The organism is Nitrospira sp. (genome assembly GCA_024760525.1).
Taxonomy (GTDB): Bacteria; Nitrospirota; Nitrospiria; order Nitrospirales; family Nitrospiraceae; genus Nitrospira_D.
Window position 1 is genome coordinate 1,472,203 of record CP060499.1, and the last position, 23,755, is coordinate 1,495,957.

The 23,755-nt window shown below is 55.8% G+C and carries 13 protein-coding genes and 1 tRNA gene; 4 read left to right on the forward strand and 10 right to left on the reverse strand.

Annotation, left to right across the window (positions count from 1 at the left end):
- Positions 1-144: 144 nt before the first annotated feature.
- Positions 145-3,843, forward strand: coding sequence for a methionine synthase (metH, locus tag H8K04_06955; GenBank protein UVT17276.1), 3,699 nt, complete (start codon positions 145-147; stop codon positions 3,841-3,843).
- Positions 3,844-3,991: 148 nt separating this feature from the next.
- Here the strand turns inward: metH and H8K04_06960 are convergent, their stop codons facing one another.
- Positions 3,992-4,486 (reverse strand): hypothetical protein, encoded by a 495-nt coding sequence (locus tag H8K04_06960; protein UVT17277.1) that lies wholly within the window; start codon positions 4,484-4,486, stop codon positions 3,992-3,994.
- A gap of 152 nt (positions 4,487-4,638) precedes the next feature.
- Positions 4,639-5,778: a response regulator gene (locus H8K04_06965; protein UVT17278.1), complete on the reverse strand. Its 1,140-nt coding sequence runs from the start codon at positions 5,776-5,778 to the stop codon at positions 4,639-4,641.
- 434 nt (positions 5,779-6,212) lie between these two features.
- Between H8K04_06965 and rph the strand changes: the two genes are divergently transcribed.
- From rph to H8K04_06980, 3 genes are all read left to right on the forward strand, one after another.
- Positions 6,213-6,956, forward strand: coding sequence for a ribonuclease PH (gene rph, locus H8K04_06970; protein ID UVT17279.1), 744 nt, complete (start codon positions 6,213-6,215; stop codon positions 6,954-6,956).
- Between the two features lie 7 nt (positions 6,957-6,963).
- Complete coding sequence (locus H8K04_06975; GenBank protein UVT17280.1) at positions 6,964-7,557, forward strand: XTP/dITP diphosphatase; 594 nt, start codon at positions 6,964-6,966, stop codon at positions 7,555-7,557.
- A 92-nt stretch (positions 7,558-7,649) separates the two neighbouring features.
- Positions 7,650-7,726, forward strand: a tRNA-Pro gene (locus tag H8K04_06980).
- Positions 7,727-8,094: 368 nt separating this feature from the next.
- On the opposite strand, the gene H8K04_06985 is transcribed toward H8K04_06980, so the two are convergent.
- The 8 genes from H8K04_06985 to H8K04_07020 all read right to left on the reverse strand — a co-directional run bounded on the left by H8K04_06985 (position 8,095) and on the right by H8K04_07020 (position 23,450).
- Complete coding sequence (locus tag H8K04_06985; GenBank protein UVT17281.1) at positions 8,095-10,083, reverse strand: copper oxidase; 1,989 nt, start codon at positions 10,081-10,083, stop codon at positions 8,095-8,097.
- A gap of 287 nt (positions 10,084-10,370) precedes the next feature.
- Positions 10,371-11,822 carry a sigma-54-dependent Fis family transcriptional regulator gene (locus H8K04_06990; GenBank protein UVT17282.1) on the reverse strand — a complete coding sequence of 484 codons (1,452 nt, stop codon included), beginning with the start codon at positions 11,820-11,822 and terminating at the stop codon, positions 10,371-10,373.
- 66 nt (positions 11,823-11,888) lie between these two features.
- Positions 11,889-14,192: a GAF domain-containing protein gene (locus tag H8K04_06995; GenBank protein UVT17283.1), complete on the reverse strand. Its 2,304-nt coding sequence runs from the start codon at positions 14,190-14,192 to the stop codon at positions 11,889-11,891.
- An 11-nt stretch (positions 14,193-14,203) separates the two neighbouring features.
- Entirely contained in the window at positions 14,204-15,337 is a 1,134-nt protein-coding gene (locus H8K04_07000; protein ID UVT17284.1) for an ABC transporter substrate-binding protein, read from the reverse strand.
- A gap of 172 nt (positions 15,338-15,509) precedes the next feature.
- Entirely contained in the window at positions 15,510-16,268 is a 759-nt protein-coding gene (locus H8K04_07005) for a DUF928 domain-containing protein (protein ID UVT17285.1), read from the reverse strand.
- 11 nt (positions 16,269-16,279) lie between these two features.
- Positions 16,280-18,622 carry a CHAT domain-containing protein gene (locus tag H8K04_07010; GenBank protein UVT17286.1) on the reverse strand — a complete coding sequence of 781 codons (2,343 nt, stop codon included), beginning with the start codon at positions 18,620-18,622 and terminating at the stop codon, positions 16,280-16,282.
- 2 nt (positions 18,623-18,624) lie between these two features.
- Entirely contained in the window at positions 18,625-20,433 is a 1,809-nt protein-coding gene (locus H8K04_07015; GenBank protein ID UVT17287.1) for a ShlB/FhaC/HecB family hemolysin secretion/activation protein, read from the reverse strand.
- Positions 20,430-23,450, reverse strand: coding sequence for a filamentous hemagglutinin N-terminal domain-containing protein (locus tag H8K04_07020; protein ID UVT17288.1), 3,021 nt, complete (start codon positions 23,448-23,450; stop codon positions 20,430-20,432). The genes H8K04_07015 and H8K04_07020 overlap by 4 nt, the downstream gene beginning before the upstream one ends.
- Between the last annotated feature and the right edge of the window lie 305 nt (positions 23,451-23,755).

Below are 23,755 nucleotides of genomic sequence, written 5' to 3' on the forward strand. Positions count from 1 at the left end.
CTGAACACTTTGCCCATCGATCACATATCTCTGGAAAGCGGCGCCTGCTACACCGTAAAACCTCTGTTGATAGACTTGCCAGGAACAATTCGCTCCAGTAGGATCAGGCGCATTATCTGATTGTGAAAGGAAGGGGTTTTAGCAATGGTGCCCGCGTCGGGAAACAGCGAGCTCGAACGGCTTCTTCATGAGCGGATTCTCATCCTCGACGGAGCGATGGGCACGATGATCCAGCAACGGAAGCTGGATGAGGCCGCCTTTCGCGGGGATCGATTCAAGGACTGGAAGAAGGATCTCAAGGGTCACAACGACCTGTTGAATCTCACCCAACCCACTGTCATTGAAGAGATCCATCGGCAGTATCTGGAAGCCGGCGCGGATATTATCGAGACAAATACGTTCAATTCTCAGTCGATCTCGCTGGCGGATTACGGGATGGACACTCTGGGCTATGAATTGGCCAAAGCGGGAGCGGAGTGTGCCCGACGGGCCGCCGTGGCCGTAGAGCAGGCCCAGCCGGGACGGCGATGTTTTGTAGCCGGAGCGATTGGACCTACGACGAAGACCTCGTCGATTTCCACCGATGTCAACAGCCCCGCATCTCGCGGGACGACCTATGAAGAGCTGGTCAAAGCCTATGACCAACAAGTTAGGGGTTTGCTCGATGGTGGCGTCGATCTTTTGCTTGTGGAGACCATCTTTGACACGTTGAATGCCAAGGCCGCATTCTTTGCGATCCAACAGGCGTTCGCGTCCGGCGCCCGCCGGGTCCCGATTATGGCGTCGGTGACATTCATCCAAGCCGGCAGCAATCGGGGTGTGACCGGGCAGACCGTCGAAGCGTTCTGGAATTCCATTTCCCATGTGCCGTTGTTGAGTGTGGGGATGAATTGCGCGCTCGGTCCCAAAGAGATGCGCCCCCTGATCGAAGAATTGTCACAGATCGCGCCGATCTACGTGAGCGCACATCCCAACGCGGGCCTTCCGAATCCGCTGTTACCGACCGGATTTCCCGAGACGCCGGAAACGTTGGCGCCCCAGCTCCGGGAATGGGCGGAAAACGGGTGGCTGAACATCGTCGGCGGCTGTTGCGGCACGACGCCGCCTCATATCAAGCAGATTGCGGAAGCTGTGCGCGGGGTGAAACCGCATGCCCTTTCAAGAGTCGAGCCATACACACGATTGAGCGGTCTTGAAGCCGTCACCATCAGGCCGGACTCAAACTTCGTCAACATCGGCGAGCGAACGAACGTGACCGGCTCGCCGGCCTTCGCAAAGCTGATTCTGGCCGGCGATTATGAGGCGGCGCTGTCGGTGGCGCGGCAGCAAGTCGAGGGTGGGGCGCAAATTGTCGATGTGAACATGGACGAAGGCATGCTCGATTCCAGGGCGGCGATGGAAAAGTTTCTTCGCTTGGTGGCCTCCGAGCCGGATATCTGCAAAGTGCCCATCATGGTGGACAGTTCCAAGTGGGAGGTGCTCGAGACCGGCCTGAGAAATATTCAAGGCAAGGCCGTCGTCAATAGTATCAGTCTGAAGGAAGGCGAGCAGAAATTTATTGATCAAGCGACACTCATCCGTCGCTACGGTGCGGCGGTTGTCGTCATGGCGTTCGACGAACAGGGCCAAGCGGACACACTGGAGCGAAAGAAGGAGATCTGCGCGCGCTCCTACAAGATCCTCACGGAGCAAGTCGGGTTTCCTCCGCAAGATATCATCTTCGATCCGAACATCTTGACCGTGGCCACAGGGATCGAGGAACACAACAACTACGCCGTGAATTTCATCGAGGCGGCGCGCTGGATCAAACAGAACCTGCCGGGTGCGAAAGTCAGCGGAGGCATCAGCAATATTTCGTTCTCGTTCCGAGGAAACAATGTGGTGCGGGAAGCCATGCACGCGGCGTTCCTCTATCACGCCATCAAGGCCGGGCTTGATATGGGCATTGTCAATGCCGGGCAACTGGCAGTCTATCAAGAGGTTCCCAAAGACTTGCTTGAGCTGGTGGAAGACGTGTTGCTCAACCGGCGGTCGGATGCCACCGAACGTCTGGTGACGTTCGCGGAAACCGTGAAAGCGAAAGGGAAAACGGTTGCCAAGGACGATGAATGGCGCAAAGGGACGGTAGAGGAACGGTTATCCCATGCGCTCATCAAGGGCATTACGGACTACATCGATCAGGATACAGAGGAGGCACGCCGGAAATATCCTAAACCGTTGGAGGTCATCGAAGGGCCGTTGATGGCCGGCATGAACGTCGTCGGCGACTTATTCGGTTCAGGCAAGATGTTCCTGCCTCAGGTCGTCAAGAGCGCCCGCGTGATGAAAAAGGCCGTGGCCTATCTCATGCCGTTCATGGAAGAAGAAAAGAGGCGGACCGGAAATTTTCAAGCGCAGGGCAAGATCTTACTCGCCACCGTCAAGGGCGATGTCCACGATATCGGGAAAAACATCGTCGGTGTCGTGCTTGGCTGCAACAACTATGAAGTGATCGATCTTGGCGTGATGGTGCCGTGCGAGAAGATTCTAGCCGCGGCTCGAGAGAATAAACCGGACATCATCGGCTTGAGCGGGCTGATCACTCCATCGCTCGACGAAATGGTCCATGTGGCAAAGGAAATGACGCGCGAAGGTTTCGATCTGCCGCTCTTGATCGGTGGCGCGACGACCAGTAAGGCGCACACGGCGGTCAAGATCGCGCCTTCTTATGAACCGGGCGTAGTCCATGTGTTGGACGCGTCACGAGCGGTGGGCGTGGTGGGAAGTCTGGTCAGCCAAACGCAGAAGCCGGATTTCGTGAAACGAGTGCGGGACGATTATGAGCGGGTGAGACAATCGCATCGCGATCGAGGCGAGAAACCGCTTGCCGCGATCGCCCAAGCCCGCGCCAATCGGTTCATATCGGACTGGGAGAAGACCGATATTCCCGTGCCGTCGGTATTCGGTGTTCGGACGATCACCGATCAATCGTTGGTCGAACTGATTCCCTATATCGATTGGTCGCCGTTCTTTCACACGTGGGAATTAAGAGGGCGCTATCCGACGATCTTTGAAGATCCGACCGTCGGCCCTAAGGCCCAGGAACTGTACGACGATGCGCGGCGCCTCCTTGATGAAATTGTTCACAAGGGACAGCTCAACGCCAAGGGCGTGTATGGGTTCTTTCCGGCCGCAAGCCTCGGGGATGACATTGAGGTCTATCAGGATACATCTCGGGAGACGGTGCTCACGACAATCCATCATTTGCGTCAGCAATCGGAAAAACCGACGGGACAGCCCAATCTGTCATTGGCCGACTATGTTGCGCCGAAGGAATCAGGTCGGCAGGACTACATGGGAGCCTTCGCTGTCACAGCCGGCATTGGGTTGGACGAACTGTGTAGGCGGTTTGATAAGGACCATGACGACTATAATTCGATTATGGCCAAGGCCCTCGCGGACCGGTTGGCCGAAGCCTTTGCAGAATTTCTCCACAAACGGGTGCGAGAAGAGTGGGGGTATGGCAACAAGGAACAATTGACGAATGACGATTTGATCCGTGAACGATACCGTGGGATCCGTCCGGCACCAGGGTATCCGGCCTGTCCGGATCATACCGAGAAGCGGATACTGTTTGATCTCTTGTCCGCGGAAAAACACGCCGGGATCATCCTGACCGAGAGTTATGCCATGTTGCCTGCCGCGGCAGTAAGCGGATTCTATTTCGCCCATCCGGACGCTAAATACTTTGCTGTGGGCAAGATCGGGAAAGATCAAGTCGAAGACTACGCCCGCCGTAAGGGAATGGATCTCCGCACCATCGAGCGGTGGCTCTCGCCTAATCTGAACTACGAACCGGCCTGAATAGCTCGGTTGGAAACCCACAGTCCGACTTGCGGCTAGGCGGTAACTCGAAACTTCGTGTCCTCCAACCAATTTGAGTAGTGCGGGACGTTCTGTTACCGCTGGGACCGGGATCACGGGGCACGGTGTGGGCCAAATGGAAAGGAGTTTAGACCACTGATTTCAGGAGATCATCCTCTAAGTGCACCATAGTGTTTCGTAGAGCATTCACGAGCTGCCGGTACCGCTCTTCAGCCCAAGCGTTGAAGGACTCAGCGTCCGAGAACACGAGGTCCCATGCCTTGGCGGCATCCAGCATCAAAAGCTGTTGGGGTCTGTGGTGTCCTGGGAACAAGACGACGAGGACCGCAGAGTTGCCGGTGAGGCTGATGTCGGTGAAGATATGCACCATCGAGGCGGATGGAAGCAGAACGTCCCGCGAGGCAGCTTCAACGATCGGGTGATACAGGCGATGCAGCAACTGCACGGTGACCTCGTGAGGATTGGCGGGGGTCAGGAGGCGCGGGTTGGGCTTTTCCCCGAACAAGTTCTCGGTCAGATAGGTGGCGGCTTCCCAGGTCGGCATCGCGCCGGAGGTGACCAAGGCTTCACAGAGGTACGCGATCCAATTTCGGCTTCGGGTACGCTTTCGAACCGCGGTCATCCTTTTTGCCATGCTCGATGATGCCTTTCCCTCATTCGCCCGGTCGAGAGCGGGTGAGGTGCTTCAGGTAGGTTGAAACGAGTATATCGACGGCATCAAAGTGGGTCAACGAATTGCGGAGAATCGAGCAAGCTGCGAGCCCGGAGCGCTCTCTACGACTGGCGGAATGTGGTGAGGTCCGTGCGATCAGCGTATTGATCGCGGATGTGCGCCAATTCATCGACCGATGCGACGAAGAGATCCAGCAGTTCGGGGTCGAAATGTTTGCCGCGGTTTTTCAGCATCAGTTCAATCGCGTGACTGATCTCGAAGGCCGGTTTATAAACCCGCTGTGTCGTGAGTGCATCAAAGGCATCGGCGATCGCGACGATGCGGCCCTCGATAGGAATAGCCTCGCCCTTCAGCCCGCGGGGATACCCAGTGCCGTCATAGCGCTCGTGATGGGTGTAGGCGATCAAGGCCGCGACTTTCAGTAGCTCTGCATCGGAACCGCTGAGAATTCGGTAGCCGATCTCCGCATGTTGCGCGATGACCCCGAATTCCTCCTCCGTGAACCGTCCAGGTTTCAGCAACACATGATCCGGAGTGCCGATCTTGCCGATATCGTGCATGGGACTGGCTGTACGGATCAGGTCGCATCGCTCAGGAGACAGCCCCGCCTTGCGGGCGAGCAACTCGGAGTAGTGGGCCATGCGTTGAATATGTTGCGCGGTTGAGCTGTCACGGAACTCCGCGGCGATGGCCAGCCGCTGAATGGTCTCTTCGCGCGAGAGGCGGAGCTCTTTTTCGCTGCGTTCAAGCCAGTCCAATGCCTGCTGTAACGCCAGCGTTCTCGTCCGGACCATATCCTCCAGGTTCTCGCGATGGAGACGGTTTTCCATCTCAAGACGGCGTCGGCGGAACGCGTTGGCGACGTCGATCAACACTTCGTTCGACTCGAACGGCTTGATGATGTATCCAAAGGCGCCGACGTCCAGCGCAGCGTTGGCCAGGACCGAGCTGTCGAGGCCTGTGACCATGATGGCCGCAGTATGATGATGTTCCCCGAGGATGTGGCGCACGAGGTCCATGCCGGATTCTCCTGGCATATTGACGTCGCACAGCATCAACGCAAAGGGTTCCGATCCCAGTTTTTGCCGGGCCTCACGCGCGTCTGCGGCGCAATCAACGGAATAACCGTGAGATTCAAGCATGTAGGCGAGGAGACGTCTGATCGGCTCTTCATCGTCGACAACTAGAATGTTGCGGTTATCGAGAAGCGCTTGATGCGTGGAATCCAGCAGTGTCGCCATGAGTCGGATCTTGTTCGTTTCGTCGGGACCGAGGATTGTGTTGTGTACTCTCTATCGGCTCATTGGCGTCAGACCTGAATATGGGAGAGCGGCGTACTTTTGGTGCACTTTTTGTGCCACTGGATTTTGCCTCGACGGCGTCATGTTGTTACTGTCTCATGCCGATCGACTCGAGTACGGGGGGATACAATCGCCGCGTCAGGAGAGGTTTTGGGATATACCCCGTCGGATGATCCTATCCGGTCTCGATTCCGATGCCGGACTATGCGTCAAAAGATTGTACAGAACTCGTCAAATTCGACCGGCTGCTTTTGTACAAATGAGAAGAGAGCGGCTCATCGACTCATCCGCACTGCTCAACCGAGCGGTTGGTTTGCGCTTTCCCGGAGCCTTCACTATAATTCCTATTTTACTGTTGAGGAAGGAACTTAGGAATGAGTGGAATTTCAGGCTTAGGACGTTTCGATGGGCGCCGGAAGGATCAAGTCCGCCCCGTCAAGGTGACACGGCATTTCATCAAACATGCGGAAGGGGCTGTGCTCATCGAGATGGGAGATACGAAGGTGATCTGTACGGCATCGGTCGAGGAAAAGGTTCCGCCGTTTCTCAAAGGCAAGGGAACCGGATGGGTCACGGCGGAATACGCCATGTTGCCTCGTGCGACGCACGAGCGGTCGCCTCGAGAGGCGGTCAAGGGCAAACAAGGCGGGAGAACTCTGGAAATTCAGCGGCTGGTCGGGCGAGCCTTGCGATCCGTTACCGACTTGTCTCAATTGGGAGAGCGGTCTATCTGGATCGATTGCGACGTGATTCAAGCGGATGGAGGCACCAGGACAGCCTCCATTACAGGTGCCTTCATTGCGCTGGCCGATGCCTGTACCGTGCTGAAAAAGCGAGATCTCTTGAAAAAGATGCCATTAACCGACTACTTGGCGGCCATCAGCGTTGGAAAGGTCGGCGGAGAAGTCATGGTGGACCTGGCGTACACCGAGGATTCGATGGCGGAAGTGGATATGAACTTAGTCATGACCGGTCGCGGCCGCTATGTCGAAGTGCAAGGCACGGCGGAACGCACGCCGTTTGCCAAGCAGGATATGGATGACTTTTTGGCGCTCGGGTGGCAAGCCATCCAACGGCTTACCGCCATTCAGAAAGAGCTGATCGGTGCGCTCGATTGAAACGTCGATGAAAGAGGTCGTTCTCGCCACCCGCAATCCTGATAAAGGGCGGGAACTTAGCGCACTTCTCGGAGGTCTTGGAATTCACATCCGTACCTTGGCGGATTTCCCTACTGCTCCGGAAGTGGAGGAAGACGGGGTGACCTGCGAGGCGAATGCGATCAAAAAGGCCAAGGAGATCGCCCGGGCGACCGGCGTTCCGGCGGTTGCCGATGACACGGGACTGGAAGTCGATGCCCTTGAGGGTCGTCCCGGCGTGTTTACCGCCCGCTATGCCGGGGAATATGCCACGTATGAAGATAACTGCCGTAAGCTCTTGCGGGAGCTGGCAGGTATTCCGGCAACTCAGCGCAGAGCAAGATTCCTAACTGTTGCCGCGATTGCATTTCCTGGTGGCGATGTCCACGTGACACAGGGTAGTCTAGAAGGGCTCATTGCCGAAGCGGCAATCGGAGACCAGGGCTTTGGGTATGATCCAGTGTTCTTGGTTCCTGAATTGGGAAAAACATTGGCCCAGTTGACGGTAGAAGAAAAGAATCGGATCAGTCATCGCGCGAAAGCATTCGTTCAATTACGGGAATGGCTGAAGCAACATCGCTAAGTCTCCAGGAGATATTGAGAGGTGTATGACGAGGCTTCAGCGAATGAGAGATGAGCACGACGACGGAGGCCTTCCTCCCGTATCCTCTGTGTCGGGGCGTAGCGCAGCCCGGTAGCGCGCCTGCTTTGGGAGCAGGATGTCGGAGGTTCAAATCCTCTCGCCCCGACCAAACCACACTTCGTATGTACCGCTATTTATCATCTTATCGTCATCGTCCCGCGGAAAGAGACCTTCACACATGTTGATCAGATCCGATCGCCTCACTTTGATGATCCACTGTCCGGAGCAAGCGGGATTGCGATTCACGAGTGCCGGCCAAGTCTAGCGACCGCTGAGAGTTTTGTCCCGCATTTCGAAGACATTCTGAATGTGTATGCCTTTGACCTGCTGCATTGTGCCGATTTTCAGGAAGGCTCGAAAGATCGGCAAGCGATAATCCCGGAGGACCCGGAGCGATGGTGTTGAACCACCGTCACCAGGTCCTGGGCTATGCAGCCTATGCGAGGGTTTCTGAGCGAATCCGCTCTGAATACATCGCTATGGGCACACCGGCACAGCAGCGCCGATCGGATTCCGCTGTGCGGGCGAGAGCTCATCGCAGAATGCTTTCGGCAGCTTTTGCACCCACCCATTATAGACATTGGGAACAGGCAACAGGCCCTGTCCGCCCATGCCCGCATTGCCAGAGATAGGGTCATCCGTCGGGGCCGCGCCATCGGCCAGTACCACCCAACCCGCAATCACGGCATCCGCGACATTGCCGTCATTGTTCGGATCGTAATCCAAGACGATCAAGCGGTTGGAGAACTTGCTGGTGATATAGGCGTAGTACCCTCCGCCTTTCTTCGCACCGAAGTTCACGCCATGACATCCCGGATCGCATGCCACACTCGCGACGAGTGCGCCTTTACCGCCATCCGCGGCGGTATCGATGATCGTGATCGTTCCGGTCAAGGTGTTTCCCGTGATCACAAATTTGCCATCGGGGCTCACTGGAGTCTGAATGGGCAGACCACCAATCGGAGCTCCTTGTTTTGGTCCGTTCACGACATCGTAGTTTCCGGTGGGAGAAGGATCGAGGAGCGGGATGTCCTTGATCTTGTTCCCACTTGCCATGTCGATGACGGAAATGCTGTGTCCCAAATAGTTTGAGACATAGTATTTCGTCGAGTCCGGGTTGATTCCTGCAGCGATGGGCAGAGTGCCGGTGGCGGGTTTAGATTTGATTTTGTCAGTGAGGAAATCCCAGAACGTGGAGTCATTCGTATTGGAGTTGGGGGTCACCATCGTCTGGCCATCATGGCCCATCCAATGGGCGTGCGGCTGTGCTTGTTTGTCCCCTGGGTTTTGCACCAGAATATTGCGGTTGATGCTCAGGGTCCCATTGGCGGCCTTGTTCAGTTCGACGACTGAATTTCCTCCGTTCAGTCCCACGTGTACCTGCTCGGTATTGACTCTGGTCATCACGTGCGCCGGATCTTGGCCGACCTCGATCTCCTGCAAGAGTGCGCCGTCCGCGCGATTCATGACGTACAAGCTCTTGCCGTGCCATTCTGTGTTATAAATCTGCGTCTGATCGTGACTCGCCCACAGATTGTGGGCGTTATTCATTTTTTGGTCAGGCAACGCAATCTTGCGCGTGACCGTCCACTTGTTCGTTCCTTCCACATCGACCACGGTCACAGTGCTCGGATAGGCGTCGCCCTTGCCGGCGCTTTGCTCGTACTGCGTGTCGACCCACACTTCACCCACACCATCGATTGCGGGTGTCTTCAATGCGGGAATCGCGTCGCCGTCAAAGGATCCTTGGAGTGCCGCATTGAGATCCGGAACGACTGCGCCGCCGGTGACGCGGACAGGCACCGCTGGATAGGCGGGCTTATAGGGGGTTCCAACCTTGGTATAGTCCTTCCAATTCGATGGACTTGTGACGATGAAGAATGCGCGCAACAACCTGAGCCCTAGGTCTGAGTTGCTGGGGAAGGCGTTTGCTGCGGCTGCGGGTTTACGAGCATCCTCCGTGTGGGTGACGCCTAAGAGATGGAGCTTCTCGCCGATGTCCAGCCCCTCGGTCTTCGAATCATCGACGATCACACCAGCCAACATATAGGGATGTAGTTTGCATACGAACACATGGAGACCCGGGGTCCTCAAGACCACGTCATGGTCGTCCTTGTTTGCTTTATCCTGATCAAGACGCTCAGCGGGGGTCGCATCGACGGGCCAAATCAGACTTGTGACGGTGTGGAACGCCTCTACGCGTGACCGGCCATTTGGACCAAATTGTGACCTCGTTTGGAGAAACCGTACCCTGTCGCCTGGTTTCACGATGGCCAGGGAACGGGTTCCGGCAACGGGAGTTCCCGTATCAAACCAGTGGCCCGGCTCGTCCGTCACGTCAAAGGTCGCCGCTGCTACAGGCCTCTGTCCATTATTAGCAGGATTAGCAGCAGGATCGTCTCCCGAACACCCGGCTACTCCAGCTATTAGGCAGAGAGCGGCCGCAAAGGTACCAGACCGGTTCATCGAACCCTCCTTTTGTCAAAACAAATCACTAATGGCAGTCATCTGAATGATGTCGTCGGCCAGGGCTAAGCATTTCTCGGGCCACAGAGGGTTCAAATCTAACTGATTGTATTACATGGTTGTCGAGTCTCTTCGCATACGTCTGATGGCTCGCTTCCGAATCAAAATGGATTCAAGGGTGAATCAATTAGATACAGAGGAGTAGGGGGCGCAAAGCTGAAGGGCTCAGGGGGCTTCTCTGAGAAGCTGAACATGAATGAGGATTTCCAAGAAGAGTCGCTTGCTGCTCAGACGAAGGACGAAGAAGCCGGCGGTCTTCCTGAGATCCGCTTTTGGCGCAGCAGTTTGGTCAAGTAGGTTCGCTGAAGGCCGAGCTCGGCTGCCGCTTTCGTTTGATTCCATCCGTTCCGAATCAACGCATTTTCGATAAGCTTTCGGCTCTGGGCATCCATACTTTCATGATAAGAATGAAAAACGGTTTCACCGTCCGCAGAAATGCCTGGTTCCTGCCTTGGGCGATTGGGAGTATCAGGCAACAAAAGATCCTCCGGTTCAATGGTGTCCCCGGTGCATAACACAAGAGCGCGGGAGATCACATTCTCTAACTCACGGATATTGCCGGGCCAGGAATAGCGTTGCAATGCTTCCAACGCTGGATCGCTGAGCACGAAACGTTTCTGAAGCCCCAGCTTGACGGGTCGAGAACTGATGAAGTGCTGTGCAAGAGCGAGAAGATCGTCCATTCGTTCCCGCAGGGGGGGTGGCGTGACCGTGATGACGGCAAGGCGAAAGTATAAGTCTTCCCGGAACATCCCTTGACGGATTGCCTGTCTCAGGTCTCTATTCGTGGCGGCAAGAACCCTCACGTCGACTTTGACCGACTTGGTACCTCCGACCCTGGGGAACACCTGATCTTGTAATGCGCGCAGGACTTTGGCCTGTGTGCTCATGCTCATGTCACCGATCTCGTCGAGAAACAACGTTCCGCCGTCCGCTTCTTCGAATTGGCCTCGCTTCATTGACGTGGCGCCGGTGAAGGCGCCTTTTTCATGCCCGAAAAGTTCGCTCTCGATCAATGTTTCAGGAATGGCTGCGCAATTGACGGCCACGAATGGTTTGTGGGCTCGAGGGCTCCACCGATGAATGGCGCGGGCTAGAATTTCCTTGCCGGTTCCGGTTTCGCCGAGCAATAAGACGGTTGCGGTCGAAGCGGCCGCTTTCTTCGCACAAGCGAGTTGCACGGCCATCTGCTTGTTGGTAGCGACGATGGGGTCGAGCTGGTCATCGACCTCCTTTCGAAGCCGATTGAATTGATGATGGAGGGCGACGGTGTCCAATGCCTTCTTGATCACAACGGTTAAGTGCTCTGCGGTAAACGGTTTCGGAACAAAATCGAAGGCCCCGAGTTGCATGGCCTGCACTGCAAGCTCGATGGTTCCGAACGCCGTAAGGATGACGATGAGCGGGGTTGTATGCGTACCCGAAGTCGGCAGGGTGCCCTCTCCTTTAGGCTGATTCAAATGTGACGTATCATGAACTTGTTGTAGCACCTCCAGCCCGGATTCCTGGCCAAGCTTCAAATCCAACAAGACGAGATCGGGCTCCTCTTCCCGGATCAGGCGGAGCGCGCTTGCAACATCGTTGGCGATGAGGGGCTCATGCCCCATCCATGTGACGCGATTCTCCAAGCCCATGCGGATATCATTCTCGTCATCCACAATCAGTATCTTGGCGCGCATAAAATTCCCGTCCTTTCGAGATAGGCGTCTCCGTCCCAAGGAACATGGCGGTACGCGACGGATGGCTTATGTTGTCCGGCCTGGCTCATTCGGCGATCCAGCAATCGGGAGTGTGAAGTAAACACGTGATCCGGACCCAGGGTGACTTTCCACCCAGATCCGCCCGTGATGTCTTTCTACGAGCGTTTTAGTGATGGACAATCCCAGTTGAGCACCCTGTGATGCAGGCATGGCCGACGGCACCTCGGAAAACTCATCGAAAATATACGGGAGGTGAGAGGCGTCTATTCCGCAGCCGGTATCGGCGACGCACGTCTGTACGAATCCTGGTGGGCCTGCGCTAAAATCGACGGTGACGCGGCCGCCTGATGGTGTGAATTTGATCGCATTTCCGAGGAGATTCACCAGAACCTGCTCCAATTTGTCGCGGTCACCCTGGATCAATGGAAGGCTATCGATCGGCGCAAGGGTGAGGGAGACTTGGTTATCTGACGCGACCGTTTCCAAACCTTCGGCAACGGTTGTTGCAATGTGACCGATACAGACATGTTGTAACCGAAGATTGTCGGAACGTAACCAATCAAGCAACTCATCCGCCAATCTCGCAAGCCGAGCAACGCTGTGTTTGATGCGTGTGAGATAGATACGCTGCTGTTCGGTGAGCGGTCCTGTGACGCCGTCGAGCATGTTCTCCGCGAAACTCCTGATCGCTGTCATAGGAGTCCGCAGCTCATGTGAAACGACTTTGACATACTTTGATCGGCGCGTGTCGTGAGCCTGCAGCTGTAAGTTGGCGAGTGACAACTCTTCCGTCCGTTGCGCGATGCGCTCCTCGAGATGCTGCGTGAGCTCGGTTAGTTCGGAGTAAGCCTTGGCATTATCGATGGCGGCCGCGACGTGGCCTGCAATCGTCAGCAGGATATGGAGATCCTCTTCGGCGCATTGGTAAGCGCCGCGGTCTCCGCCTAGGTATCCGAGGATTTTTGTATGACTTTGGAGTGGTACGGCGACGAACGACCGCACCCCTGAGTGACGCATCAAGTCAAGCACGGGCGGGTGCATGCGATGCGCGATGGTTTCGACGTCGCTGATCAGCACCGGTTTGCCATGAATGATGAGTTCGGCCGTGATGCTGCCGCTCACGACGGGTATTTCCAACCTGCGACTTGCCTCTTGGATCTCCGGCGCAAATCCAAGGCTCCGAGCGATGGAGGCGCAGCCCCGTTCCGGATGATGAAGGAACACGACCATTCGGGAAAAACCTAGGTTCTCGACGAGCAGGTGGAGCACCGAATCCAGCAGTTGGTCCATATCGAACATGTTGGTACTCGCGATCGCGGTGCTGGCTTGATGGACCGTGGTCAATTGTCTGACCTGCTTCCTGATCGTGTCGAGGTTCATGGTGATCGCATTATTGCGATCATGAAGGGACTGTGTCATCACGTTGAATACCTGTGTCAGCTCACCCACTTCGTCGTGGGTGGAGGCCGTGAGTCGAACCGGTGCATCATTTCCTTTTGCGAGTTGCCGAGCGGAGTTGGCGAGGCTCCGGAGCGGCGTCGTAATGCGTGACGTGAGCAGGTGAGCACCGAGGATGCCTGCCGCAATAATGAGCATCGTTAGAATCGAGACATTGTGCACGATGGCGAGTAGCGCCTGTTTGGATTGCGCGTCGGTGATCCCGATGCGCACGAGGCCGATCACCGGGGAAAGTGTTGTCGGGGTCATTGCACCTTGCTTGTCCTCCAATTCGACCGAAAAGTGGGGTTGGGCGGGCTCGGACGAGGATTTCCGAAGGACCGGCATCGCAAAGTCGAACAAGGTTTCCTTGCGCACGAGATAGGGGAGGAGCCAGTCTGAATACTGTTCTTGGGGGACCAATGTCTGCTCCGCAGACAGAACGAGTTTGGTCATGAGCGGAACGGTCAGCGGGGCATGGAGCAGTGATGCTGAGATGCGGTCGTCCGGGTAGAGGGGCTGTTCCGTAGTCGGAGCGGACTCGTTCACCGTCCTCCGTGTGCGTTTGCTTTGCTGTTCCAGGATACGACCGTCGGCGGAAGTGATGATTACGTAGACGACGTGATCGATCGTCATCAGACTCTGTATGAATTGGCCGAGTGTGATGCGATCTTCGAGAACGACACCGGCGATCCGAAAGTGATCGTTCCGAACGGTATTGGTCAGCAAGATGTTTCCGAGTTCTTCCAGGTTGTCCGTCATGGCTTGGCGCCGAGTTTCGAGGAAATACCAGCTCAAGGACGAACAGGTCATCACGAGAATGAAGCCGAACAAGCTTACGAACTTCAAGCGAAGGCCGAAAAACCGAGCGGTGGACTCCGATTCCCGCCTGTCGCGAAGGTGTGTGCCCATGATCAGACCGGTCAATACGTTTCGTCGATAAGGCTGTCGAACTCTTTTGGGATGGTGATGCCCAAATACCGCGCCATCTTCTGATTGACCGTAATTTTGATTCGGTGAACCGAAATCGGCTTGAGCGGCAACTGTTCGCCGTTCAGAATCCGTTTGGCCAGCAGGCCGGCTTCACGGCCGACTTCCCCGTAATCGATCGAGATGCTGAGTAACGCGCCGAGACGTGTAAATTCTGATGAGAACCCGACGACCGGAACCCGTTTGGCGACCGCCGATTCCAGAATAAAGCGAATCGATTCATCCGTCAGGACGGTCGAGTCCGGAATGAACCATAAGGCTTCTGATTCCGATAGAAGTGACCGCAGTTGCTGTGGAACCTCTTTCTCGTTTTCCACCGGAAACCCCTGTACTTGAAACTCATGGACGGCGGCTTGGGACTCTGCCTCCTTGAGCTTGGCCGCAGTCTTGTCGGCATTGTAGATCACGCCGATCCGATGAAGGGCGGGGAGGAACGTGCGCATGACCTTGAACTGACGATCCATTGGAACTTCCAGCATCACGCCGGCCATATTGGCGGCGGTGAGATGGTGTCTCAATGGGTCGAGAATCATCATGTAGAGAATGGGAACGTCCACAATCTCAAGCTGAGCCGCCAGCGCTGCCTTGAGACCGACGGCCACCACGAGTGAAGATGTCGAATTCCGGATTGTCCTGGCAAGTTGCTTTCCCCGTTCCAGATCACCTCGCAGATCGTACTCAGCGTAGATCGAAGTTCCCGGCGCCGTCACCTTGAACCCTTCGATTGCCTCGTTATAGGCCTTGAGATCGGACGACTTCAAGATGGCAATCTCGACCCCGGCAGCTGTCACGCTCGCAGGGGCAACGGTCCAGAGCGCGACGAACACGAAAGACAGCAGCCATGCGTGTGAAAAGCGCACTCGTATCTGGTTACGGCCGATATCAGAAAGAAAGGGCATCAATACGCCGTTCGAGTAATCAATGATCATGGACTCTGCAGTCAATGCATCAGGATAGTGCAACCGAAACGTTTCGATCGGACGAGAGACGATATGTTTCTGTATGTGAACTTGTTCGGTTGAGAATGTTGCCGTTGTATTATCGTGATGGAGCAAGCGCTGTGCCATTGGAATTGAGGGTTCCCCACGTCCTGAACTGACGCGGACAGGGCTATGGACACTCAGACATCAGCGGTCTCGAATAAACTTTGCAAGGTGAATCCAAATAGATACGAACTGAATCCGATTAGATTCTCCCGCCTGGATCGCACATCCTGTATCGATGGGTGTCTGCAAGCCGCTATTTAGCATTGATCTGGATTGATCGAAGATCCCAGTCCGCCACGCCATGTAGGCCGACTTGCCTGAGCAAGGCGGCACGCATCCTCCGCAGCGTCGCATCTCTGGGATCCTTCGTGATCAACGAGCAGAGGCAGTCCATCGCGTCGTACCAGAGCCCCATCATGGCATTGGTGCGCACACTCTCACCATCGCAGTTCATATTCGGAGAGGCGATCGTCAGACATTCGCTGAATTCGCATCGCTCGATCATTCCGCCCGCGACGATATCTTGGGAGTGGGAATCGGAATTGCGACGGGCGGAGACGAACCATCGATACTGGACATTGGGCTCAAGCACGAGTCCGAAGGCCTTGAGATCGATAGACTGAACCCCTGCGTCAACGGGAGTGGGGAGCGGACCTTCATAGACCGGACGAATTTTCTGAGTGTCGTTGAGCGTGAATCGGAGAGGGTAGGTCGTCGGCTTCGAGAGGTACCAACTGAGTGTCGGCGTCTGTTTGACGGTCAACCCGACATGGTCGGGCACCAAAGCGACGATTTCCGGTTCGTTGCCCTCCGTTCCCCGCAAGGCTCCTCCGACACGCGCGCGGAGAGTCAACTTCTTCGGCGGAGTATAAACAGGACTCGACAAGTCATCCTGCCGGCCTGCCGCTGGGGCGGTCGGTTTGTCTGCCGCAGCAACGAACATAGGTGGTCCAATAATGGTCGGGACGAGGCTCAATCCTGCGATCAGTACAGCACTCCTGGAAAATCGCATGGATCCTCCTTTCATAGCCAATTGTTCAGCAGGAGAAATGGGGACCAGTAGGCCGGATGCTCATACACGCGGTCACCCAAGAGTTTCAACTGTGCGCGCTGGAGCGCGACGGCTTTTGACAGAGATGGATTCCGCAATTGCCGATAAAATTCGGAAATCAACGTCGCCGACGCTTCGTCGTTGATGAACCATAACGTCGCCAATGCGCTCCGGGCTCCGGCCTTCAACGCGACGCCGGCCAGGCCGAGAGCGGCGCGATCGTCACCGACGCCTGTCTGGCATGCGCTCAAGGTCAACAGCTCGAGTGGCTCTTGCCGGAACCGAAAGAGGCCGACCAGTTGATCAAGCGTCTGCATCGTCAATTTCCCGTCGAACGTCAAGAGAAACGAATCGTTCACATCGGTTGAAAATCTGCCGTGCGTCGCAATGTGCAACGCCCCATAGCGTCCATCGCGTAACTCCTGTTCCAGTCTGGGCGCCTGAAAGGCATTATTGATAAGTTGATCGCTTGTGTACAGCTGCTCGATCGAGGCGACCTCCTCCGCGACATAGGGAAGGGGAGGAAAACCTTGGACGGATTTCGTGAGGCCGACAGCGAGGAAACGCAGCTTCTCGCGGTTCAACGGTTTTGGATCGGTCAACGTAATGCCCGGAGTCAAAGCCAGGGCGAATTTTGTGATCAGGAAGGACGAGCCGTCATGGAGGGACGCCAGCGGAATCGTGCGGAGTGAACTGTCCGGCACGAACACCAGCGTGGTAATCACCGAACTCAAAAGATCCGGTTCGATCGGACGCACCAGCCAGTCGTACAACTGTTGTGCATGCGGTAGATACTCCCGGGTAGTCCGTTTTTCCACCACTCGACGGAATGCCCGGATCTCCTGGGTCAGCCGATCGGAGGTCACGGGAACCGAGATGCGCTTGAGTCCGGAAGGCAGGCTGACAAGCAACTCCAGACGGGAAGTGAACATGATAGGGTACACAACGGCAGTGTGAGGCGACAACTGATCGAACGTCGTCACTCTCGACCGGGCTGCATCGACACAGTCGTCCTGAAAATAGTCTCGCAGCTCGGCCGTCTTGTACGCCTCAATCGCATCTCGAGCTGCAAGCAGATACCCTTCTGCTGCTTTACGCTCATCAGTGAGCGATGCCCGCTGGAGCAAGAGATCGGCCAGCTCGAAGAACATCGGCTTTACGGCATCCTGACCGGCTATAGGATCCTCGGAGGATGTTTGCGCCACTTCCACGCGAATCGGTTGGAGCGTGGATGCCGCTTGCCGGTACGAAACGATGGCGTTATCCAATTCTCCGATTGCGGCCAGCTGCCGCCCCAACTGCCATTGCCAGCGGTAGAGGGCTTCTGGCGCGTCCACCGATTGCGCCGCGAACAGCGCCCGCCTGGTCAGCCGGAGCGCTTCGTCCAGACGAGATTCTGTCTCGTAGAGATGACCGAGATACCCAAGAGCATACGACAAGGTTCTCTTGTCGCCCAGCTGCTCAGTGACTGTGGCCGCTTCCTGGAGCATGCCCGCAACCCTCAGCAAGAGGGAATCATGCATCTGGGGCAGCTGTGAAGCAAGACGCTGGTAGACCAGAGCCATACCGATCAATCCGAGAGATCTGTTTCGGGATGGTGACACATCCTTCAACTGATCGAGCGCGGCATCGAGCGCCATGCGGCTATTGACCGGTTGATTGAGGCGCAGCAGGACCCGCGCGGCATTGGCGCGGCCGGTGGCAGAGAGCAGCGGCAAGTTGGCCTTTTGCGCGAAGCTCACGCTTTCATCGAACGCATTCAGAGCGTCCTGGTCTTGCTGCTTCAACACGAACAGGATGCCGAGATCGTTCAGCGTCGCGGCCATGAGCGGCGAAGAGTCTTGTTTCCGTGCTGACGCCGATGCTTGATGGAGATATTCCGATGCTTCGGCCAGTCGCCGAAGCGTCAAATAGGTGCGCCCCAAATGACCGAGGACGGAGGCCTCAGCCAGGGGATCGCCGCCCATGTGGGAAAGCGAAAGGGCCAGTTCCAAAGACTGGAGCGCTGGTGTGGATTGGCCCAAGGCCACCGATGCCTGAGCAGAGAGAATGAGCGCCTCAACCTGCGCTGGAACGTTCCCCATACCTTTATAGAAATCCGCAGCCTGTTTCCAATGGGACAAGGCCTCACCGAAGGCTCCGCGCTCAAAATGCTGCCCGCCTTCCTTCATGAAGGAATCACCGGGAGATGAGGTTTGATGCGATTCTGATCGGGTGACGGCGTACAGCAGAACCATGACGAAGAAGAGAAAGCAGATTCCGCACAGCGCGAAACGGAGGGAACGTCGAGTGCGTACTGGTGTCGCGTGGCTCATTATTATAACGCCTGGACCACGACTTGGAGATGAATGCCGTGGTCTTGAAGGTTGCCGGATGGATGGGGCACATGATTGAGCGGGACGCCCCAATAGAGTTCGAACCGAGCCCTGTCGCGGGGCAAGGCGTTCCAGCGGACGCCGAGACCAACGCTGGCGAGCGTCTCGGGAGACGGCGTGCTGTCACGCGAGATCCAGGCTCGTCCGACGTCAACGAATTGGGCAAACTGAACCATATCTTCGCCGCTGGCAAACTTGAGGAGGGGAATCCGGCTTTCCAGGGAAGCGATGAATCCATTGTCCCGCACCAGCGTGTTTTCCCGATAGCCGCGCACGCTGAAGCGTCCCCCCATCGGGATCTGTTCGAGCGGAAACAACCGGTTGTTGCTGAGCTGGATATCCAGCCGTCCGAGGATCTGCCAGCCTGCCCACTGGTCGAGCCGTTTTACCGCCTGTAGTTGGCCCAACCAGGACACAAACCGTCCGCTGGGCAACGGATCGCCCTCGGGGGTGAGCCTATCGCGCGAATTGATCGTGGCCCCTAGGACATCAAAGCCCAGGCTGACGCGGGAGCGGAACGCAATTACGGAGGATGAAGACCGGTGCTGATATTCCTGAATGAACCGAAGGGCGCTCACGGTGCTCACCCCGGTGTCGGACGCTCCGGGAACAAAAATGAATGGTTGACCAGGTAAGTCGAAGGCCGAGGTAATCTTGTTGGAGAGATGCTCGCCGGTGACTGCCACGGCGAGTTCGTCGGTCAAACTTCGATAGATCGGTTGCCGAAGCGTGAAGCCGATGATTTCAGACTCCGAGTTCAAATTCAAGGCGCGAAACTGGTCGCTGACGACGAGAAACTCGTTTCGGCGATACGACGCGGTGAAAGTTGTGTCGTACCGGTTCAGCGGCAAGCTGTAAGAAACGTCGATGATCGGGTGCACCCCACGTGAACCTCCGTAGGTGAGGGTGAGAGGATCACCATGTCCTGTCACATTGAGGTGGGCCATGGTGATCAGACCTCGTTCTGCACCCACGGTCGGCGTCTGGAAGTTATTGAACTCCAGCCACGCTTTCCACGGACTGGCCTCTTTGACTTTCACATTGAGAACACTTTCGCCGCGCTGGTCGCCTGGGCGCAGTTCGGCATTGATTCGTTCGATACGGGGATCTCGCTGGAGCAATTGCAACCGCTCTTGGATCGGTTCGAGTTTGAGTGGAGGACGCGCGCCTAAGGCCACGCGGTCACTCAAGTAGCCTTGCCGAAACCAGTTCGTCCCTTCGACGTCGATTCGTGACAGGGCTCCCTCGACGATCTGTATCTGAATGACACCGTCCTTCACATCCTGATCGGGAATGATTGCGCCGGAGGTGATGTAGCCCTTGTTGACATACATGAGTGTCAACGCGAGCCGGAGCCGCTCCAAATCTTCGGTCGTCAAGGTTCGGTTCGTATAGGTCTTGGTAATGGCTTCGACTTCTGCGTCCGAGAAGACGGTATTGCCGGTGACCTGGATGGCATTCACATACACGCGCACCCGGCCGAGAGGTTTCTGCCCCTCGCTGTCCGGCAGTGGTGGAGGCACCATCGGGAGGGTAGGGCTTGGTGTCGGTGGAGGTGGTTTGAATTCCTTCTTCAGCGGAGCAGGCGGTTCGCCGGATCGAAGCGTGGGATCAAAGATTGGAGGAACAACTTGTGCTGAGAGCGGGGAAACAGTCGCGAGGATAGTCATGGCCAAACCACAGGAGAGAAAGGCTTGGGCGATGAACCGGCGCCGGGCTCTTGGCGCCGGTTCGCCGGTGCCAACCGTCATGAGTGGCAGCCTGTGGATCCACTCGCAAACGCTCGAACCAAAAACCCGGGCGGCGTCAGCCGTCGAAGGGACACGATCTCGGTCTCAGTTACATGTGCGATCGCACTCGGACCCGCCGCATGCTCCAGATCCTCTCCAGTGAAATGATCCATCGACACGGGGCTACTGAGCCACCCGCCTGGCTGGGAGGGGAGGGCATCACGTCCGGCGACAATAAACGTGCTCTGTTCGCCGCCGGCAAGTGCGGCACAACGGTTCTGCAAGAGCGCCTGGATTTCGCTCGGCTTCGACGGGAGCTGCGTGACCGTCTCGCTCAAATTCGACGTAGGGGACTGAATCTTCACCGTGCCGTTGACACCGAATTGTGAGGATGCATCGACGAGGCTTGCCTGATCCTGCAGAAACACCGGTGTCGTAATCGTGATATTACCGCCATGCCCTTGGACCGCATTTGCGAGGATCTGGGCATTCTGCAGAATAACCACGTTCGGATCGATCGTGATGTTGCCGCCGTTGCCGCTGTCGGCACCGACCGAAGCGCTGATGTGACTACTCACGAACCGGATTTGATCGATGGCTCGAATATCGATGTTGCCGCCGCTGGCTTGATCGGCCTTCGTCGTGATTGAGCCGTTTTGGACGTCAAGTTGCTGGCCTGCGTTGATTGAAATATCACCCGCGTTGCCCGGCCCAGTGCTGCTGGCGGAGACCGACGCGCGGTTCTGAATGGTCACAGATTGCCCGGCTGCGAGAGTGACCTTGCCGCCTGGACCGGCGTCAGGTGCCGTACCAATCGAACGGCTAAAGATACCCACTGGAGAGCCATCAGCCAAAGTTCCGGACAGGTCAATGGCTTTTGTTGAATGTACCGTGATGTCACCCCCATGGCCGTTGTTGCTGGTCCCGCTATTGATCTGTGCACCGTTTGTTAATGTCAATGATCCGGCAGTAACCAAAATTCTTCCAGCATCACCGCAGGCATTGACACACAAGTCGCTTCCCACCGTTTTCGTAAACACACCACTGGGGTGAACGCTGCCGATGCCGAAGATTGGTTCTGGTTCGTCGATGGGAAGCTCACCTGAAATGGAAATCTCTTTAATCACGTTGAGCCTAACATCTCCACCACGCCCGCTACTGATGGTACTGGTGTTGATACGTGCCCCACCCGCTATCTCCAGTCGCGGAGTTGTCACGAAGATATTTCCCGCATCTCCCGAAGGACCGAAGTCTCCAGTGGAGTTGCTAAAAAACCCTGTCGGCCTTTCAGCGGAAAATGGACCTGTGCCCAATAGACTTACATGATCCGTGGTTGTGACATGAATGTCACCGGCTTGACCGTCACCGAATGTTGTACTGATGAGTGAGCTGGCATTTGTCATCTCGACAGCATTGGCGTTGATGGTAATGCCACCGCCTGGCCCGGAAACCGTGTTTGATTCGAAGATTGTGAAATCTGTTATCATGCGATCGGTAGCAACAAATATTGCACCGCCTTTGGCAATGCCAATGGCAGTGACTGCTCCGCCATTCATGCTTATGTCGCGCACATTGAGTGTGACATTGCCGGCCTGTTGAGAATTTGCAAAGGCAGAGAATGCATCCGCAAATAATGCTGCATTGGTAAGACGGAGACTGTCCGACTCAATAGTGAGGTTGCCGGCAGATCCTGAGGCCTCTTGAAAGAGTAATCGAGCGAAGGCATCTCCTGTATTGATGGATGTGTTCTGTAACCGGACACTCTCCGCTGTAATCGCAACATCGCCACCGTGGCCTTCACCCAATGTGCCGGTACCGATGAAACCAAACAGAGGGTTCAGGTTGGACACCGTTAGAATTCCAGTAGTGATGCTAACGGTACCGGCTCTTCCAACACCAGAAGTTGTTGTGTCGACGAGATAGCTAGGCTCGAATGAGTCGGAAGTCGAGATGCCCTCAAAATTTGCAGCCATAATCTGTATGTCACCGGCACTGCCGGTCCCACTCGTTCTTGCTGTGAGCGCCGGACTGTTGCGCGTATCAGAAATCAGAATGTTCCCCGCAACATTGATGTCAATAGATGTCGGAGCGCCATCGACGGTGACTGTATCGGCTGAGATGGTACCGTCGTCAATCACTAATTGACCACCTCGAATGGTCACGGTACCAGCCGCGTCACTTGATACATCAAGAGTCGATCCCTGTGTGATGCTAATGCTTCCCAAGGTCATGCCTGAATCCAGCAGAAGGTTAGTTGCTAGGATTTCTCCGGGTGAGGCTGCGCTTCCCAGGGAGATCTGTCCACCAGGAGCGAAGATCCGGGTTGGTTGAGTTGTGTTGTCATCTAGGGTTCCGGATTCAACCGTAATGTTTCCTCCGACGAGCGAAATGCCTTTTTGCTCTGATACGGTGAACTGACTCCCCCGAATAGTGATAGCTCCTGGACTTTGACCCAAGAATCCAAACGCAACTACCGGCGCTGTAGTCAGGAGATCCGGTACACTTGGACTCAGCGAGGTATTGAATCGTCCCCCATCAGTCAATCGCAGATAATCGGCTGATGTAAAGGTCACTATTCCGCCGACATTCAGAGCGGAGTCCGGCCCGAACAAGAATCCGGCTTGATTCATGAGAAAGAGATTGGCATCCCCGAAGCCGGTTGTTTGGACGGTGCCGAAGATATTGGAAATATTTCCGCCGCTGACACGACCTAAGATATTCGAGGTGGGCGGAAAAACTCCGTTCACCGCAGTGTTCTGGAAGTTGGCAACATCGGTTGCCCCCACGCTAAAGTTTCCAAAACTATGGAAAACATTTGTGCCTACCCTGGTGCCATTGGTAATGTTGTAGATATGGTCGTTTTGCGTGATTGTGGTGTTAAGATTTCCAGTGCCAGTTGTAACTGTAATGGAAGTCGTGACTTCAGCTCGGACTTCTGCTTGGAAGAAACTAGAGATAGAGATGAAAGTGAGGCAGATCGACGCAATAATCCGCACAGAGTTAAGCGAAGTTGCGAGAAACGCCCCTCTGTCTTGCATGATGAATGCTCCCCAGATATCGCTACTAATCGAGAGAGTTTGAATCCTCATCACTGCATAATGAGATCATGTGACCCAAGAACGTGTTGGTTCGCACATCTCTGACTCAACCTCATCGAATAGTGCTCTCCTATCTGCTTCTACATTGGCACATGCACTGATGTGTTTCATTATTCCATGTGTCCTTACAGGTCTTGCCCGGCAAACACGCAAGCCCTTGTTGGGAGCATGCACTGTTGGAAGCGTGTTCACAAACTGCATCATCAGGGAGTACACCGATAGGGTTAATTTGGATAGCGCCGGGA